Raw genomic sequence first — 18,585 nt, forward strand, 5'->3', positions numbered from 1 at the left:
CGCGGCCGTTCCTTCTTTTAGAGATCAAGTGATGGTTCAAAAAGCTTTGAGGGATGACTTGATTTCTAACAGCATTCGTATTAAATATAAAAATATAGGAATTTTTCAAATTTAACAGAAAGTGACAGGGTATTTTTATGACACTGGAGGAAATTGCAAAAGAGATAGGGGTATCAAAAAGTACCGTTTCCCGTGCACTGTCCGGTAAGGGCAGAATCGGAGAGAAGACCAGAAACCGGATTCTCGAGGTGGCAAAACGGGGAGAAGAGCGGGAGGAGATGGCGCGGACCCGAACGGTGACGCACAACATCGGCGTGGTACTGCCTCAGACGTTTATTATGGAAGCGGTGTTTATTTCCAGAACTGTCTGCTCGGCGTCTGCGAATCGGCATCGATGCTCGGGTACAATGTGCTGATTACGACGAGCAACGCGCATGATATTTCAGAGCTGCAGTCGCTGGTGGAGTCGAACCGGGTGGATGGTATGCTCCTGACACGTGCGCTTGAGGATGACCGTGCGCTGCAGTATTTAAGTCAGGCAAATTTCCCGACAGCACTGACGGGAACATGCCGGTATGACAACATTATCCAGGTGGATACCGACAATGAGGGTGCGGCAGAGAAAATGACAACGCTGCTGATCGGAAAGGGATTCCGCAGATTTGCGTTTCTTGTCAAGGATATGAGCTATAACGTAGACCGCAAGCGTCACGAAGGTTTCTGCCGGGCGCTGATTAAAAATGGAATTTCCGAGAAGGATCAGCTTTTCTACAATGGTTCGATCCGTATGGAGTTTCTGGATGCGATCATTGAAAATATTATATCCAAAAAAGTGGAATGCATCATCTGTGGCGACGACGAGATTTGTACGATGGTGATGTCCCGGCTCCAGGCGGAAGGCTATCGAATTCCCAAGGACGTCGCGATTGCTTCGCTCTACAACAGCACCAATCTGGACTGCTATTCCCCTGCAGTTACAGCAGTCAGTGTGGCAGCATCCCAGATGGGAGGCACAGCCGTGCGTCAGCTGATCCAGCGGCTCCGAGGGGAAAATTATGAGAAGAAGACGATGCTGGATTACGACATTTTATTCCGAAAATCGACAAACTAACGTAGCAGGGAGGACAGAACAATGGAATTTCAGAAGGGAATGGATCTATCTTTTATACCGGAGCTGGAAGATGCCGGAGTACAGGTGAAGGACTTTGACGGAACTGTTATGGATCCGCTGGATCTCGTTCAGAAATACGGGGTAAATTCCGTACGGCTCCGTATTTGGAATGCGCCGGAGCATGTCAGGGAGTCCGGCGGATACTGCAGCTATGCGCATACACTGGCGATGGCAAAACGGATCCGGGCACATGGCATGAGCTTTATGCTGGATTTCCATTATTCTGATTTCTGGGCGGATCCCGGTCAGCAGAGAAAGCCGAAAGATTGGGAAAACTTAAGCTTTAAAGAATTAAAAGAGGCTGTTTTTTCTTATACAAGAGATACGCTGACGGCATTAAAAGAGGAGGACGTTCTGCCGGATATTGTTCAGATCGGAAATGAGATCCGAAGCGGCCTTCTGTTTCCGGACGGAGAGCTGCCGGATTATACAAAAATGGTACAGCTTGTAAATGCCGGAATCCGCGGTGCGCGGGCTGCAGCCGGAAAAGATGAGATGCAGGTTATGATCCATCTCGACCAGGGCGGACGGTATTTCTATCTGAAAGAGTGGTTTGACTGTTCCTTTGAGGCAGGACTCGAGGATTTTGACCTGATCGGACTTTCCTATTATCCATTCTGGCACGGCACTTTCACGGATCTGAAAGAGACAATGACGAAGCTGATCCAGGATTACAAAAAGCCGATTATGGTCGTTGAGACGGCGCATGCATGGAGAAAGAGTGCGCATGGGTTTATCGATGAACAGCAGGAAAAAATCGCAGGATTTCCGGCGACGCCTGCCGGACAGAAGCAGGTGCTGGATCTGGTTGCCAATATCGTTGCTTCGCTGCCGGATGAAATGGGGCAGGGTATCTATTACTGGGAACCGATCTGTGTTCCGAAAGACGGTGAGGGCGGCTGGTCGGAAAATATGGGTCTGCTGGAGGAGAAGGGAACCATCATGGAGGGCATTCGTTCTTTCCTGTTTACACGGAATGATGCCTGTCCGGAAAAACCGGCCAAGATTTACGAGCCGGAGCCAATGACCGTAGTAAAAGACGAAGCATGCGGTCTGCCGGAGATGCTCCCGGTTTTGCTGTATGACGGAATGGTGGAGCAGCGGCGGGTAAACTGGAACGAAGTGCCGGACACACGCGTGACAGGCGAATATGATGTGACAGGAAATGTGGAAGGTGTTCCGTTTGCTGCACATGCGAAGATCTGCGTGGTGGAAGAGCTGCCGGAGGCGGAGAATCTGTTGCTCGATGTCGGCTGGGAAGACGGCCTGGCGCGCTGGAACGTAGAAAAATCCGAGGATGCCGTTGCAGTACAGCTGTTTCCGGAGTTTGTCGATCCGTTCCCAGCTCCGCCGGTGAATGCGGTACGCGTAGAAGCACCGAAAAACTTTACGTTTTCGATCTGCCAGACGGTAAAGGTACAGGAGGCAGGAACGTATACATTATCTGTTGCCTTTCAGGGAACCGATACAACAAATGTGGATGTGCGGCTGTTCCTCAATACGGAAGAGGGAAAAGAAGAGACTGTGATTCATCCGACAGAACATGCATGGACCGGCTACAAAGTGACATGCGAAATCAGAAAACCGCAGGAAGTCACTGCCGGAATCCGAATTCATCGCCGCCGATGTACGGCATGATGCGGAATTTCTGTCTGCAGACAGTAAAAAGAGAGGGACAATAAGACGATGAGAGCAGAGTACAGCTATTGCAGGGATTATCTGATTAAAAATGGAAAACCGTGGTTTCCGGTGATGGGCGAAATGCATTACAGTCGGTACCGCAAAGAGTGGTGGGAGGAATCACTGCGCAAAATAAAGGCGGGCGGAGTTTCTGTCGTCTCGGCCTATGTGATCTGGATTCACCACGAGGAAGAGGAAAATGTGTTTGATTTTGAAGGATGCCGGGATATCGGAACGTTTGTAAGACTGTGCCGGAAAGTCGGACTGTCGGTATTCTTGCGTATCGGACCGTTTGTGCACGGGGAAGTGCGGAACGGCGGATTCCCGGACTGGATCATCGAGAGAGAGAAAGAGGGCATGGCGATCCGCTGTAACAACGAGGAATATCTTGGCTATGTCAGACGGTTCTGGAAAAAGGTTTATGCGCAGGTCGATGGATGCATGGAAAAGGACGGCGGTCCGGTGATCGGTATTCAGATCGAGAATGAGTACGGCCACGTCGGCGGTCTGCAGGGACCGGAGGGCGAGGCGCATATCCGCACATTGACAGCAATGGCAAAGGAAATTGGCTTTGATGTGCCGCTGTACACGGCGACCGGTTGGGGCGGAGCCTGCATCGGCGATCTGCTTCCGGTCATGGGCGGCTACTGTGAAGCACCATGGGATCAGAGAACGTGCGAGATTGAGCCGAACGCAAACTTTGTGTTCAGCCACACAAGGAACGATGCACTGATTGCGTGTGATCATCATGTGGAAAATGCAAACAGTTACAACGAGGAGGATTTTCCGTTTTTGACGGCAGAACTTGGAGGCGGGCTTCAGGTTACCATGCACAGAAGACCGGTGGCGAAGGGATGCGATGTCGGAGCGATGTCTACCGTAAAAATGGGAAGTGGAGCAGGGCTGCTCGGCTACTATATGTACCACGGCGGCAGCAATCCGAAGGGAAAACTGTCCACCCTGCAGGAGAGCCGCGCGACAGGATATCTGAACGACCTGCCGGAGATCAATTACGATTTCAACGCGCCGATCCGGCAGTACGGAACAATCTCGGACAGCTATCGGGAGATCAAGCTGCTGGCGCTGTTTTTGAATGATTTTGGCGAGGATATGGCCTCACTTCGGTCTGAAATTCCAACGATAAGGATTCTGCCGGGAGATATGCACACTGTTCGGACAGCGTGCCGTCACGATGCGGACCATGGATACGTCTTTTTTAACAATTACCAGAGAAGATGGAAGATGGATGATCATCCACAGGTGAAACTGGAGGGACTCCTGGATGGAAAGGCGAGCGTGGGATTTCCGGCATTTGACCTGAAAGAGGGAATGTATGGATTTTTTCCGTACAATATGAAACTAAACGATGCGGTTCTTCACACGGCACTTGCCACACCGCTCTGCGTTTTACATACGAAAAAGGGAGATGCGTTCGTATTTTACGGTGATCTCGACCCGCAGATTCAGTGGGAGGGCGATGCGCGCGCAGAACTCTGCCTGATTTCCCGGCAGGAGGCGCTGAATGCATGGAAGGTGCATCTGGATCAGGATTATCTCGTTCTTTCCGAAAATTATGTCTGGGAAGAAAACGGTGAGCTTGTTGTGACAGGCAGTGGAAAAACCATGATCGCTGTGTATCCGGCAGTGGAAAAAGGCATTGTGGATTTCAAAGAGTGTGGAAAAAGAGGAAACTTTACGCTGTATGAGCGTATTTACAAAGCACAGGAGCCGGAGGCAGAGCTTGTCTGCAAAGAGCAGGATAAAGAGAAAGCAGTATACGAACTGAAGCTTGCTTATCCGGGCGAAAAAAATTATCACGATGCGTTTGCTTTTCTGACCTGGTACGGAAACCGTATGGAAGTGTTTGATGGGGAAGAGAAAATCAACGATTATTTCTATACCGGTCAGGAGGCCCTGTTAAGCCTTGGCTATTTTGAGTTTCCGGAGAAACTGAAACTCGTTGTCTATCCTCTGCATCCGGGTGATCCGATTTTTCTGGAAAAGCAGCCGGATGCAGCGGATGGATGTGCCTGCAAAATTGAGAAGCTGCACGTGGAGACGATATTTCGATGAACAGAGAAAGGAAAACGAACATGAACCAGAGTGGATTTATCTATGGAGGGGATTATAACCCGGAGCAGTGGCTTGCGATGCCGGAAATTCTGGAGCAGGATATCGAATATATGAAGGAGGCGCATATCAACGAGGTGACGCTTGGTGTCTTTTCCTGGTCTGTGCTCGAGCCGGAGGAGGGTGTATACCACCTGGAATGGCTGGAAAAGATCATGGATCAGCTGTATAAGAATGAGATTTCAGTAATTCTCTCGACACCGTCTGCAGCACGCCCGAAGTGGCTTGCAGACAAATACCCGGAGGTACTGCGCGTAAACGCGGACCGCACGAAAAATCTGTTCGGCGGACGCCATAATCACTGTTATACTTCGCCGGTTTACCGGGAAAAGGTGGGGAAAATTGATCGCCTGCTGAGCGAGAAGTTTGGAAAGCACCCGGCGGTAAAAATGTGGCACATTTCGAATGAACTGAGTGGAGAATGCCATTGCCCGCTCTGCCAGAAGGCATTTCAGGGGTGGCTGAAGAAAAAATATGAGACGATTGATGCATTGAATATGTCGTGGAATACAACGTTCTGGAGCCATTCGTATCAGAATTTTGAGCAGATTGAGAGTCCGTCCCCAAAGGGTGAGATGGGGCTTCACGGACTGAATCTTGACTGGAAACGGTTTGTGACAGATCAGACAGCAGACTTTGTTGCCTGGGAAAAAGCAGCGATCCGCGCGGGCGGTTCCGAACTTCCGGTGACAATCAACATGATGTATGATTTCCAGGGACTGAATTATCATAAGTTCAAGGATCTGATTGATGTGGTGTCATGGGATAATTATCCGACCTGGCACAAGGAAGCAGAAGAGGTGACTGCGCTTGATGCGGCACTGCAGCACGATTTTATGCGGAGTTTGATGAAAAAACCGTTCCTTCTGATGGAGTCCTGCCCGACAAGCACGAACTGGCAGAGTGTCAGCAAGCTGAAACGGCCTGGGCTTTTAAAGGCGGCATCGCTGCAGGCAGTGGCGCATGGTTCCGACAGTGTCCAGTATTTCCAGATCCGCCAGAGCCGCGGTGCGAGCGAGAAGTTCCACGGGGCGGTCATTGACCACTACGGCGGAAAGGATACGCGCGTGTTCCGTGAGGTGACAGAGACGGGCGAGGCGCTTTTGGATCTGGCGCAGATTGCGGGAAGCACGACGAAGGCACAGGCTGCAATTTTGCATGACTGCGAAAGCCGCTGGGCCATGGAGGATGCGCAGGGACCACGGAATATGGGACTGCATTACATGAATACCGTGAAGAAAGTATATGGCGGTCTTCGGAAACTGGGTGTGAATGTGGATTTCCTTGACATGGAGGAGAGTCTTTCCGGCTACCGGATTGTCTTTGCACCGATGCTGTATCTGTTTCGGGCCGGAATTGAGGAAAAAATCCGGAATTTCGTGGCAGACGGCGGCACCTTTGTGATGACATACTGGTCGGGAGTTGTGGATGAAAACGACCTCTGTTTCCTCGGCGGAACCCCGCACGGACTGATGGATGTATTCGGCCTGCGGAGCACCGAGCTGGACGCATTGTATGATCAGGATGTGAATGCGGGTGTGGGAGAAGGAAAGACATATGAAATCCGAAATTTCTGCGACCTGGTAAAAACGAACGGTGCCGAAACGCTGCTGGCATACCGTGACGATTTCTATGCGGGATATCCGGCACTGACGAAAAATGTATTTGGAGAGGGCGAGGCGTATTATGTCTGCGCAGATTTTGAACAGGCATTTTACGATGACTTCTGCCGGAAATTGGCAGAAGAAAAAGGCCTGGAACGCGCGGCAGCCGAAATCCCGGAAGGGCTCGATGCTGCAACAAGGGAGGATGAGAAATACAAGTATCTGTTTGTACAGAACTACGGAGCTGAACCGGCTGCATTTCCGATGGATACGGAAACATACCAGCCGATGACGGGAGAGTATGATGGAGTGGTCAGAAGATTTGAGACGGTTGTGTTTCGAAAAGAAAAATAGAAGTTAGGGAATAGAAACAGACGGCAGGCTGTGTGTGAGTACACAGCCTGCCGTCTGTTGAATGGACGGTTATTTCAGTTCCTGTTCCGCCTTTTTCCAGACCTCTTCGTCCAGATCGGTCAGTGCCAGTGCATCGGCGAGTTCACGCACTCGTTTTACGGTGAGATAAAAATAATTCACGCCGCAGGTCAATGTCCGTTTTAAGGAACGGGCAAGGACACTGCCATGCGTTTCCAGCCCGGCGCGGTCGAATTCGGCGAGGTAGCCTTCGAGATCGTAGGGAATCTGAAAACATTCGATCTGCCATGTGCTGTTTTCCAGCGTCAGAATCGCGAAATGGGCATGGCCGCCGACTCCATCAAGCGCAAGCCCAAGGGAACCGGGATTCAGGTATGTTTTTTCGGCATATTCTCTTTGCTCCTGCTTGTGGCTGTGCCCGCCGAGCAGGATTGCGGCATCGAGATTTTCCAGATGGGACAGCAAAAGCTCCGGATGCAGACCGAAATTCCCACGGAGTTCTCCGGGCGCGCCGTGACAGAGACGAAGTGCCGGGAAGAGAGATTCGCGGCAGGTATCCGGTGTGATTTCTTCCTGCGGAACAAAAACAGGAATCAGCCGGCCTGATTCATTTATTTTTCCGACCAGAACACCGTCTGTCGGCAGATGTTCGAAAAATTCCAGATCCTGTCCGGTAAGATTCCGAAACGTATAATCCAAAAGTCCGCTTGTCGAGGAACCTGCCTTCCAGTTCTGCGGATGCCGGATATTTTCCAGCAGATATTCTTCCCTGTTTCCCCGCACCAGATAGCAGGGAAACTCCTCCTGCATTTCGCGAAGCACTCTCATCATCCGCTGCGGAAAAGGCCCGTCTGTTACAAAATCTCCCAGCCCGATGATACCGTCGATCTCCTGACTGCGAAGAAATGCCAGCACCTTTGCGAGCGCATAATAATTCCCGTGAAGATCACTGATTACTGCTAATTTCATGTGTCGTCCTTTCTGTGATATTGAGTCAAAAGGTGTTTTGTCCCAACATCTCTCTATATCAAAATTATAAAATGCGAGATACTGTTTCGATTTTATCAGATGGAGAGAAAGAACGCAATTTAAAAACCTGCTGACAGAAAAAGCATGTTATGATAAGATCAAAGGCAGAGAGTTTCGAATATCTTTACTGTCGGAGGGAATGTATGATTAATCGGGAAGACATGCTGGAGCTGACGAGGAGGATGACGCCGGCGCGGACTTCGTTTGTGCGGATGGCGGGTTGCTATACGGATTCGGATGGGGAGTATGACGGCAGTTTCAACATTCATTTTCTGAAACTGTCCGGTTCGGAAAAGGCCAGGAATCTGGCGATTGCCAAGAAAATTCCGTTTGCGGAATCGAATGAGAAGCTGCGGGAATACCGTTTCCGGAAACATCCCAGGGGCCGGGCAGTATCTGGCAGATGCTGATGGCGCTGCGGGAATGCGGACTGAAGAACGATGCGCTGTTGGAAACGTTCTATGATATCCTGATCGAAGGATTGCAGATTCACGGGGCTTATGCCATTTACATGTTTTATGACCGGTATGATATTCCTGCAAAGGCTTCCGATAAAGAGCGCCTGGGGGAATCCGAGGAGATGTTCCCCTATCTGATCTGCGCTGTCTGCCCGCTGGTTGGAGAATACGAGCCGGGAAATCCTATCTGTGGATTCCTGTTCCCTGCCTTTGTGGACCGGAGCGGAGATCTGGAACGGGTTGATATTTATGCAGAGCGTGCAGCGTGGGGCGATCAGATGGCCAGCATTCTTGGCGCGAAGGGCAGAAAATTCAGATGCGGTCTGTAAAAGAAAAAATCAAAAGTGACGGATCAAACCAGGTGCTGATGTGCCTGGCAGTAAAAAAACTTCCCGGCGAACCTGCATATATCGTTCGCAAGGGAAGTTTTTTAGATCCGGGAGCAGCAGAAGTGCATATTTACTGTGCCATCCCCGCTCCATTCTGTGTAGTTGCTCCGTTTTCCTGCGGATTCTGCGTCTCATTGTCGCCGCCGCTTACCACATCGTCCACCGCGCGGCCGACATCCTCAACGCCCTTACCGACACCACGGGTCACATCTTCAGCGGCGTCGCCGACATCATCTCCAAGGGTATTTCTATCCCCGGTATTTGTACCGTTCGTACCGTTGGCATTCCCATCGGTGCCCTCCGTCACATCATTTACATTGTCGTTTGACGGCATCTCTGTCGTATTGACATCGTTTCTGTTATCCGTCTGTCCCATGTCGCTCTCCGTGTTGGTATTGCCATTTCCGGTGTCATTCGTGGTGTTGTTTCCACAGGCCGTCATCCCGGCCAGTAATACCGCCAATGCCAGCGTCATATACACTCTTCTGATTTTTCTCATCTTCAAAATCTCCTTTCCCTAACAGTGTCTGGACAGTTGCTAGTATTTGAAAAATGCCGGAAAATATACGGAAAAAAGAGGCTTTTGGAAATCTTGACAAAGGAAGAAAAAAACACTAAAACAAAAAGTACGAAAACGGACTAAAAACGAAAACAGGATATATCGAAATGGAAGTCAATCCGGCAAACCGGCGGGAAAAAATCATCAGTCTGACTGAAACGGGAAAACAGTATGCGAGAGAGCTGGTTCTTCCGCTGTTTCAGTCCGAGGAGGAAGCTGCGGCGCAGTTTACGGAGCAGGAGATGACAGAAGTAATCCGGATGCAGGAAAAATTTGCCGACGCACTGGCAAAGAGTATGGAGGAAAAGGTATCCATAGTTCACAATCTGTCCGCTTCGTGATATGATAACAGCAGAATTCGAAAAGGAGAGAAAGAGAATGAAAGAAGAACTGAAGAAATCCCTTCGCACCTACGGCGCCCTGCTGCTGCTCGGTGTGACCGGCGTTCCGCTCGGTGCGGCAGTCGGTCTGATTGAGGCGCTGTTCTGCCGTCTGCTTTTGAAAGTCACGGCTGTTCGCGTGGCACATCTTTTCTGGTGTCTGCCGTTTCTCGCTATGGCAGGTCTTGTGATCGTGGCAGTCAATCAGAAATTCGGTGGCAGGGGAAAAGGAGGCATGAGTCTGATTTTTGATGTAGCGTATGAGGAGGAGACAGAGCTTCCGCTTCGCATGATTCCGCTGGCAATGCTCTCAACGGCGTTGACGCATCTGTTCGGTGGAAGTGCCGGCCGCGAGGGCGTTGCCGTTCAGATCGGTGCTGTGTTTTCCTATTTTGCCGGCAAAAAATTACCGTTTAAAAACGCGCCCGGTATCTTTCTGGTAACCGGTATGGCCGCCGGCTTTGCGGGCATGTTCGGAACGCCGATTGCAGCTGTGATCTTTGCGGTAGAGGTGCTCGCTGCGGGTGAAATGCGGTACGAGGCACTGCTTCCGGCGTTTACCGCATCTTTCTCTGCGAGCGCTGTAGCTCCCTGCTTGGAATCCGCAAAGAAAATCTGGCTGTCCACATCAGCGAAAGCCTGACACCGTTCCTGCTGGTGCGTCTGATTACACTTGGTATTATTTTTGGAATCACAGGCGGCCTCTTCGCCTGGTGCTTAAAGCACACGAAAAAATATCTCGGCGAAAAAATCAAAAATCCGCTGGTACGTGTTTTCTCCATCGGTGTTATCCTTAGCATTCTGTTCCTGCTTCTGTACCGCGGACGGTATTGCGGCTTTGGAACGAATCTGGTGGAAGCGGTATTTCATGGGGAAAAGGTATATGCATATGACTGGGCGCTGAAATTTATCCTGACAATTCTGACGCTGTCCGCCGGGTTTCAGGGCGGCGAGGTAACACCGCTGTTTACCATCGGAGCAACCCTGGGAGCAGTCCTTGGCAATCTGTTCGGTATTCCGGTGGAGCTTTCCGCGGCGCTTGGCTATGCGGCGGTTTTCGGTGGCGGAACCAATACCTTACTGGCGGCTATTTTCATCGGCGGCGAGATTTTTGGCTACGATTATCTGCCATATTTCTTTATTGTCTGCACCGCGGCCTACGTATTCAACCGCAACAGCTCGATCTATTCCCGCCAGAAACTGACGAAATACAGCTGCTGATAACAGAAACGTCACAAAGTTATCACACACCGTTACGTGTTACAGTTCACTGGTGCCCAGCGAACTGTAACATTCGCAACCCTCATTTAAAGTTTTGCTTCGCAAAAGGAGGGTTGCTCACACCTGAAACATGTTCTTACGCAGCGAAACAGCAAGTGTTTCACTGCTGAGTGAACAGTAACGGTTACGTTACGATACGGGTTGACGCGTTTCCGGGAATGAGGTTATACTAGAGGTATCATATACGAAAAAGGAGTAACGAATTATGAAAGGTATCGTACTTGCCGGAGGTTCCGGCACACGTCTTTATCCGTTAACTATGGTAACATCGAAACAGCTTCTCCCGATCTATGACAAGCCGATGATCTATTATCCGCTGTCTGTTCTTATGAATGCAGGCATCCGCGACATCCTGATCATCTCCACCCCGCAGGACACCCCGCGTTTCGAGGCACTGCTCGGTGACGGCCATCAGTTCGGTGTACAGCTTTCCTACAAGGTACAGCCAAGCCCGGACGGACTGGCACAGGCCTTCATCATCGGCGAGGAGTTCATCGGGGATGATTCCGTTGCCATGGTGCTCGGCGACAACATCTTCTTCGGACACGGTCTGAACAAACGCCTGAAAGCAGCAGTAGAAAACGCTGAGACCGGAAAAGGCGCAACCGTATTCGGCTATTATGTAGATGATCCGGAGCGTTTCGGGATCGTAGAATTTGACTCCGAGGGAAAAGCCATCTCCATCGAAGAGAAACCGGAGAAACCGAAATCAAACTATTGTGTTACAGGTCTGTACTTCTATGACAACAAAGTCGTAGAGTATGCAAAGAACCTGAAACCGTCACCGCGCGGAGAACTTGAGATCACCGACCTGAACCGGATCTATCTGGAAGACGGCAGCCTGAACGTTGAGCTTCTCGGACAGGGCTTCACCTGGCTGGATACCGGTACACATGAGAGTCTGGTAGAGGCAACCAACTTCGTAAAAACCATCGAGACCCATCAGCACCGCAAGATTGCGTGCCTCGAGGAGATCGGTTACCTGAACGGCTGGATCGGCAAAGACCAGCTTCTGACCGACATCGAGCCGCTGAAGAAAAACCAGTACGGCCAGTACCTGATGGACGTGATGAACGGAAAATATATCGACAAATAAAAGCGAACAGCGTTGAAGAAAACTGCCCCGGAAGAAAAATCCGGGGCAGTTTTTGAAAAAAAGTGCTTGACCATGACATAACGTCATCCTTTATACTCATGGTACAAACAGAAAATCAGACTGAAAAACAAGAGACAGACAAAACATAACGATAACAAAATCAGAAAAAAGGAGAACCATTATGAGAGTATTTGTAACAGGTGTAAAAGGCCAGCTCGGCCATGACGTCATGAATGAACTTGCAAAACGCGGTCATGAAGGAATCGGCGTTGATATTGAAGAAATGGATATCACCGATGCAGAAAGCGTAAGAAAAGTCATTACCGAAGCAAACCCGGATGTCGTAATCCACTGTGCAGCATGGACGCTGTAGACCTTGCTGAGGATGATGACAAAAAAGAAAAAGTACATCAGGTCAATGCAGTCGGAACCGAGAACATCGCAAAAGTCTGCCATGACCTTGACTGCAAAATGATCTACATCTCCACCGACTACGTATTCGACGGCCAGGGTACCCGCCCGTGGGAGCCGGATGATGAGCGTCATCCGCTGAACGTATACGGCCAGACGAAATACGAGGGAGAGCTCGCGGTAGAGAAATGGGTGAAAAAATTCTACATCGTCCGCATCGCATGGGTATTCGGCGTGAACGGAAAGAACTTCATCAAGACCATGCTGAACCTTGGAAAGACACACGATCATCTGACTGTTGTAGATGATCAGGTAGGAAGCCCGACCTACACCTACGACCTGTCCCGCCTGCTTGTCGACATGGCAGAGAAAGAGAACTACGGCCGCTACCATGCAACAAACGAGGGACTCTGCTCCTGGTATGAGTTCGCCTGCGAGATTTTCAAACAGGCCGCTGAGATCGATCCGGCTTACGGAAAAGTAAGTGTATCACCGGTAAGCTCTGACCAGTACCCGGCAAAAGCAAAACGTCCGTCCAACAGCCGCATGAGCAAAGAGAAACTGACCGAGAACGGATTCGAGAAACTGCGACCTGGCAGGATGCCTTGCACAGATATCTGCGCGAGATCGAATTCTGATAGCAAACCCCGAAAATAACGCAAAAAGCAGTTCTGAATTTTTTTATCCTCTTCCGGCAAGAAGACACGTTCTGCGGTGGGAGATGAATTTGGTTTCTGAGATTGCTATAAACATTTCCAATAGGCGGAGCCCCAGGTAAAACGGGGGCTCCTTTTTCTTATGCCAAACCCATGCATTCAACAGGAAGAATGCCCTTTTTTCTTTTGTGAATATTGACAGAAAATGCCGTTAAAATTCTCACATCGGATCCGGGTATTTCTGTTGACATTTGAACATGAAATTGCCATTATGAGAGCAGAATCTTTACGTATCCGGCAGGGGGCAGGAACGTGAAGATGACAAAAGAAGGCATGGGGGATGAAGCAATGAAAAAGAGTCTGTTTTACCGGGCAAAGAAGATGCCGCCATCTGCGCAGATCATGCTGCTGTTTGCCGTCGAGGGTGTATTTCTGCAATATATCACATCGATTAACAGTTTCGGTCTGAATCTGTATGCAACAAACATGGGTGCAACCGACAGTCAGATCGGTATTATCCAGATGGTGCCGAACATTGTAGCGTGTGCAGCACTGCTGCCACTTGGAATTCTGGCGGATCGTCTGAAGTCGACAAAGACGATACCGATGCTTACGCTTCTTGTGATGTGTGCCGGCTATGCATTTCTTGGAAGTGTACCGGCACTCGGCGAGAGACGTATGGAGCTGTTTTTTGTATCACTGGCATTTACTGCGGGGGCACTTGCTATTTACAATGCGCAGTGGCAGGCAATGTTCGGTGCTGCGGTTTCACTGCGGCAGCGAAACGATGTCTATGCCTTTCGGAATCAGTTCATGTTTGTGATTGGCATTCTTGCACCGGTGATCTGCGGGATTCTGATGGGAAGATGCCACACGGCCGATGGAAAACTTCTGGTACTCCGAAGCTTCTTTTATCTGTGTGCTGTCTGCGTTCTGCTGCAGGCCGCTGCAATCAAAAAAATTCCGGTGGAACAGCAGGAGGAGGGCAAAGCTCCGGCAGAAGCGGGGAAGGCATCCTCACGTTTTTCTGTTTCTGATCTGCTGGAGGCGATCACAAGTGTGGGAAAAAATAAAGCATTGCGCTGGTTTTTCGTGCCGGTGGTCTTTTTCTATATCACCTGGCAGCTTGACTGGAGCATGTGGTATTTAGGACAGGTCAAATACTGTAAAATGTCGGAGATGACACTTTCCATCTGCAACGGTGTTTTCAATATCGGTCAGCTTGCGGCAGTTGGAATGATCGCGAAGGTTGTCCGGAAAAAATCGCCGGATTTTGCACTGATTTTCGCCGGGATCGGTCTTTGCTTCTGCCCGGTTATCATGATTCTGGCTCCTCATCTGCCCCTGGCGTACCGCGGGGTTGCTTTTATTGTTCTGATGACGGTTCTGAATGCTCCGCAGTGTGCCGTTGCACTTTGTACGATACAGATTCTCTTAAATGCCGCGCCGGAAAAGAACCGTTCGCTTTTGATCAGCCTCTTTACGATGATTACAACGCTGACCAACAGTGTTCTGCCGCTGCTTGGTGTCCGTCTGTATACGGCACTTGGGGCAGATCTTACGGCACTGTACCGGTTCAATCTGATAGATCTTGGGGTTCGCATTTTATCCACACTCGGCTGGTATGGCGTTATCAGAAGGCGAAAAAAGATGGCTTTCTGACAAAGATTTCGGATTGAGACGGGCCGTAAAAGCCGAAAATAACATTTACAACAGGAACGATATCGTGTATGATAAATGTGGTTTTCTTTGCACGTATGGAAAAGAGAAGCGCAAAAAGGAGTTTAAACAATGAAATGGAATAAATTTACATTAAAAACAAGATCGGAAGTGGAAGACATTGTGATCTCTACTCTGGCCGATGTGGGAATCGAAGGCGTGGAAATTCAGGACAAACAGCCTTTGACCGAGAGCGACAAACAGCAGATGTTCGTAGATATCATGCCGGATATTCCGGATGACGACGGCATTGCCTACCTGAATTTTTACCTCGATGTGGATGAGGACAAGGAGAAGGTTCTTGCAGATGTCCGCGCGGCACTTGCAGAAATGCAGGAGTTCCTGGACCTTGGAGAGTGCACCATCACAGAGTCTGAGACAGAGGACAAGGACTGGATCAACAACTGGAAACAGTATTTCAAACAGTTCTATGTGGACGACATTCTGATCATCCCGTCCTGGGAGGAAGTAAAGCCGGAAGACCGGGATAAAATGATCATCCATATCGATCCGGGCACAGCCTTTGGAACGGGTATGCATGAGACAACACAGCTTTGCATCCGTCAGTTAAAGAAATATGTGACAAAGGATACCGAGCTGCTTGATGTCGGAACCGGAAGCGGTATTCTTTCGATTATTGCACTGAAGCTTGGTGCGCGTCATGCGGTCGGAACAGACCTCGATCCGTGTGCGGTTCCTGCGGTTGAGGAAAACAAAGAAGTCAATGGAATTCCGGTAGAAGCTTTTGATATGATGATCGGAAATATCATTGATGACAAAGAAGTACAGGACAGAGTCGGATACGAGAAATACGATATCGTTACCGCCAATATTCTTGCAGATGTTCTCGTTCCGCTGACGCCGGTAATCGTACACCAGATGAAGCCGGGCGCTGTTTATATCACATCCGGCATTCTCGATGTGAAAGAGGAAGTTGTCAAAGAGGCAGTCGTTGCAGCGGGACTTGAAGTGGTTGAAGTTACACATCAGGGCGAATGGGTTTCTGTTACAGCAAGAAAACCGATGTAAATTAAGAAAAGCGAAACACCAGAAGAGAAAGAGAACAGATTCATGTACCGTTTTTTTGTAGAAGAAAGTCAGATTTATGACGGCACTGTCCACATCACGGGCAGTGACGTTAATCACATCAAAAATGTGCTCCGCATGCGGCCGGGCGAAAAAATACTGGTCAGTACCGGAGGCGAAAAGGAATATCATTGTGCCGTTTCGGATTTCCCGGAAGGGAGGTTCTTGCCGCAGTAGAAGAAGTCACAGCAGCAGACAGAGAACTCCCGTCCGGAATTGTACTGTTTCAGGGTCTGCCAAAAGGTGACAAAATGGAACTGATCATCCAAAAAGCAGTGGAACTTGGTGCGACGGAAATTGTTCCGGTGGAGATGAAACGCTGCGTTGTGAAGCTGGACCGGAAAAAGGCGGAAAAGAAAGCAGAGCGTTGGCAGACGATCGCGCTTGGTGCGGCAAAGCAGTCAAAACGGATGCAGATTCCGACGGTACACATGCCTGTTACATTTCAGCAGGCGCTTGCAATGATGGCAGAATCAGACGTTCGCCTGATGCCGTATGAGAACGCAGAGGGGATGGAAGGAACGAGAAGAATTCTGGAATCCATTGAACCGGGTGAATCTATTGCGATCCTGATCGGACCGGAGGGCGGCATCGACGAAGCGGAAGTGGAAATGGCCATGAAGGAAAAGGTAGAGCCGATTACGCTCGGAAAGCGCATTCTGCGCACGGAAACGGCCGGAATGACCGTGCTTTCCATTCTGGTGTATCTTTTAGAAGGAAGGGAACGAACAAGATAATGGAAGCATATCTGGACAATTCCGCAACCACCTGTGTTTATCAGGAAACCGCAGATCTCGTCTGTGATCTGATGGTAAATCATTATGGAAATCCGTCTGCGATGCATCAAAAAGGGGTAGAAGCAGAACAATATATCAGAACCGCCCAGGAAACGCTGGCAAAGATTCTGAAAGTCAAAGAAAAAGAAATTTTCTTTACCTCCGGTGGCACAGAGTCCGACAACTGGGCGCTCGTCGGAACAGCAATGGCAAATAAGAGAACGGGAAACCACATCATCACAAGCGCGATCGAGCACCCGGCCGTGTCGGCACCGCTGGCATTTCTGGAGGAGCAGGGATTCCGTATTACGCGCCTGCCGGTAAATAAAGAAGGCCTTGTGGATGTGAACGAACTCGAAGAAGCGATCACGCCGGAGACGATTCTCGTTTCGATTATGTATGTCAACAATGAGATCGGTTCTGTTGAGCCAATCGGGGAGATCGGACGCAGAATCAAGGCGAAAAATCCGAAAACGTATTTTCATGTCGATGCGATCCAGGCGTTCGGCAAATACCGGATTTATCCGAAACGGATGGGCATCGACATGCTCTCCGTGAGCGGCCACAAGATCCACGGACCGAAGGGAAGCGGCTTTTTATATATTGATGAGAAAGTAAAAATCCGTCCGCTGATCTTAGGCGGCGGCCAGCAGAACGGCATGCGTTCCGGAACCGACAATGTGCCGGGCATCGCAGGCCTTGCGAAATCCGCTGAGATCGTTTACAGGCATTTGACGAGCAGACTGCGCAGATGCGTGCCTGTAAACACCGTCTGATCGAAGGCTTGCGGGAGCTGGACGATGTGGTCATCCATGCATGCCGGAAGAAGAGGGTGCGCCGCAGATTGTCAATGCATCGTTCTTAAATGTGCGTAGTGAAGTGCTGCTGCACACGCTGGAGGACCGCCAGATCTACGTTTCCGCCGGAAGCGCCTGCTCATCACACAAGAGAGCCGGAAGCCCGACGCTGACTGCCATCGGCGCATCGAAAGCCGAGATGGAGTCTGCCGTGCGGTTCAGCTTCAGCGAATTTACGACACTGGAACAGATTGATTACACCCTGGATACGCTGCGCGAGGTACTGCCGATGCTGCGCAGATTTACCAGGAAATAATAGAAAGAGGAAAATTATGATTACAATACAGCCGGAAATTGAAATCCTGAGCACCGAATCCTACGAGGATATGCTGCGCCGGATCGAGAAAATCGGAAGAGTCTGCTACAAGAGCGAGGAGCGCATTGGAGAAGGCACTGCAGAGAAATTCATTGCAGGCATCATCAAACGCGGCCATGAATCCGTCATTGAGCACGGCTCCATCACCGTAAAAGTAACGTGCGACCGCGGCGTGACCCATGAGATCGTCCGCCACCGTATCGCAAGCTACAGCCAGGAGAGCACCCGCTACTGCAACTATTCGAAAGATAAATTTGGAAACCAGATCACCTGTATCGATCTGGCAACCGGATTTTCCTATGATCTGGACGACGAGAACGACCGTAAAAAATACGAGGTATGGCAGAAAGCAATGGAAGCTGCAGAGCAGTATTACTTCCAGATGCTCGAACTCGGAGCAAAGCCGGAGGAGGCAAGAAGCATTCTTCCGAACTCCCTGAAAACCGAGATCGTCATGACCATGAACTTAAGAGAGTGGCGCCACTTTATCCGGCTTCGAAGCGCCAACGCCGCACATCCGCAGATGCGTCAGGTATCTGACCTGATCCTGAAGAAATTTTCTGAGGAATATCCTCTGTTCTTCCGCGATCTGGCTGAGAAAAAAGGAGAATAAAA

Annotated in this window: 14 protein-coding genes and 4 pseudogenes; 16 read left to right on the forward strand and 2 right to left on the reverse strand. The window is 50.0% G+C overall.

Translation table 11 applies throughout. The features are described from left to right. Positions 1 to 137 precede the first annotated feature (137 nt). Genes DWZ60_RS04670 through DWZ60_RS04690 form a run of 5 tightly spaced genes read left to right on the forward strand, consistent with a single transcriptional unit; the run spans position 138 to position 6,939 of the window. Positions 138 to 416 (forward strand): LacI family DNA-binding transcriptional regulator, encoded by a 279-nt coding sequence (locus tag DWZ60_RS04670; RefSeq protein WP_119221323.1) that lies wholly within the window; start codon positions 138 to 140, stop codon positions 414 to 416. Next, the gene (locus DWZ60_RS04675) at positions 395 to 1,111 is read left to right on the forward strand and encodes a substrate-binding domain-containing protein (protein WP_119221324.1); all 717 of its coding nucleotides are present in this window, start codon (positions 395 to 397) and stop codon (positions 1,109 to 1,111) included. The genes DWZ60_RS04670 and DWZ60_RS04675 overlap by 22 nt, the downstream gene beginning before the upstream one ends. 21 nt (positions 1,112 to 1,132) lie before the next feature. Further along, complete coding sequence (locus tag DWZ60_RS04680; protein WP_119221325.1) at positions 1,133 to 2,809, forward strand: glycosyl hydrolase 53 family protein; 1,677 nt, start codon at positions 1,133 to 1,135, stop codon at positions 2,807 to 2,809. A gap of 48 nt (positions 2,810 to 2,857) precedes the next feature. Then, entirely contained in the window at positions 2,858 to 4,924 is a 2,067-nt protein-coding gene (locus tag DWZ60_RS04685) for a beta-galactosidase (protein ID WP_022461859.1), read from the forward strand. Then, positions 4,921 to 6,939, forward strand: coding sequence for a beta-galactosidase (locus tag DWZ60_RS04690; protein ID WP_243038212.1), 2,019 nt, complete (start codon positions 4,921 to 4,923; stop codon positions 6,937 to 6,939). The genes DWZ60_RS04685 and DWZ60_RS04690 overlap by 4 nt, the downstream gene beginning before the upstream one ends. Positions 6,940 to 7,008: 69 nt before the next feature. Here DWZ60_RS04690 and DWZ60_RS04695 read toward each other — a convergent pair whose 3' ends face one another. Continuing rightward, entirely contained in the window at positions 7,009 to 7,926 is a 918-nt protein-coding gene (locus tag DWZ60_RS04695) for a metallophosphoesterase family protein (protein WP_118699811.1), read from the reverse strand. A gap of 203 nt (positions 7,927 to 8,129) precedes the next feature. Between DWZ60_RS04695 and DWZ60_RS04700 the strand changes: the two are divergent. Continuing rightward, positions 8,130 to 8,773: pseudogene (locus tag DWZ60_RS04700) on the forward strand (DUF4317 family protein). 130 nt (positions 8,774 to 8,903) lie between these two features. Here DWZ60_RS04700 and DWZ60_RS04705 read toward each other — a convergent pair. Continuing rightward, complete coding sequence (locus DWZ60_RS04705) at positions 8,904 to 9,332, reverse strand: hypothetical protein (protein WP_118601080.1); 429 nt, start codon at positions 9,330 to 9,332, stop codon at positions 8,904 to 8,906. 167 nt (positions 9,333 to 9,499) lie between these two features. Here DWZ60_RS04705 and DWZ60_RS04710 point away from each other — a divergent pair, with 167 nt between their 5' ends. The 10 genes and pseudogenes from DWZ60_RS04710 (at position 9,500) to thyX (ending at position 18,583) form a co-directional block, all read left to right on the forward strand. Further along, a complete protein-coding gene (locus tag DWZ60_RS04710) occupies positions 9,500 to 9,733 on the forward strand; it encodes a hypothetical protein (RefSeq protein WP_055220781.1) in 234 nt (77 codons plus the stop codon). Positions 9,734 to 9,770: 37 nt separating this feature from the next. After that, positions 9,771 to 10,415 (forward strand): chloride channel protein, encoded by a 645-nt coding sequence (locus tag DWZ60_RS18610; RefSeq protein WP_256372651.1) that lies wholly within the window; start codon positions 9,771 to 9,773, stop codon positions 10,413 to 10,415. Positions 10,416 to 10,429: 14 nt separating this feature from the next. Continuing rightward, positions 10,430 to 10,993, forward strand: coding sequence for a chloride channel protein (locus DWZ60_RS18615; RefSeq protein ID WP_256372473.1), 564 nt, complete (start codon positions 10,430 to 10,432; stop codon positions 10,991 to 10,993). A gap of 265 nt (positions 10,994 to 11,258) precedes the next feature. Continuing rightward, positions 11,259 to 12,149, forward strand: coding sequence for a glucose-1-phosphate thymidylyltransferase RfbA (gene rfbA, locus DWZ60_RS04720; protein WP_022461852.1), 891 nt, complete (start codon positions 11,259 to 11,261; stop codon positions 12,147 to 12,149). A gap of 181 nt (positions 12,150 to 12,330) precedes the next feature. Beyond that, a pseudogene (gene rfbD / locus DWZ60_RS04725) lies at positions 12,331 to 13,198 on the forward strand (dTDP-4-dehydrorhamnose reductase). A gap of 336 nt (positions 13,199 to 13,534) precedes the next feature. Then, positions 13,535 to 14,878: an MFS transporter gene (locus DWZ60_RS04730; RefSeq protein ID WP_243038214.1), complete on the forward strand. Its 1,344-nt coding sequence runs from the start codon at positions 13,535 to 13,537 to the stop codon at positions 14,876 to 14,878. A 129-nt stretch (positions 14,879 to 15,007) separates the two neighbouring features. Further along, positions 15,008 to 15,964: a 50S ribosomal protein L11 methyltransferase gene (gene prmA, locus DWZ60_RS04735; protein ID WP_022461849.1), complete on the forward strand. Its 957-nt coding sequence runs from the start codon at positions 15,008 to 15,010 to the stop codon at positions 15,962 to 15,964. 42 nt (positions 15,965 to 16,006) lie between these two features. Next, positions 16,007 to 16,758: pseudogene (locus tag DWZ60_RS04740) on the forward strand (16S rRNA (uracil(1498)-N(3))-methyltransferase). Continuing rightward, positions 16,758 to 17,910: pseudogene (locus tag DWZ60_RS04745) on the forward strand (cysteine desulfurase family protein). Before DWZ60_RS04740 ends, DWZ60_RS04745 begins: the two co-directional pseudogenes overlap by 1 nt. A gap of 16 nt (positions 17,911 to 17,926) precedes the next feature. Continuing rightward, a complete protein-coding gene (gene thyX / locus DWZ60_RS04750; RefSeq protein ID WP_022461846.1) occupies positions 17,927 to 18,583 on the forward strand; it encodes an FAD-dependent thymidylate synthase in 657 nt (218 codons plus the stop codon). Positions 18,584 to 18,585 lie beyond the last annotated feature (2 nt).

Source organism: Blautia sp. AF34-10, from assembly GCF_003477865.1.
Taxonomy (GTDB): domain Bacteria; phylum Bacillota; class Clostridia; order Lachnospirales; family Lachnospiraceae; genus Fusicatenibacter; species Fusicatenibacter saccharivorans.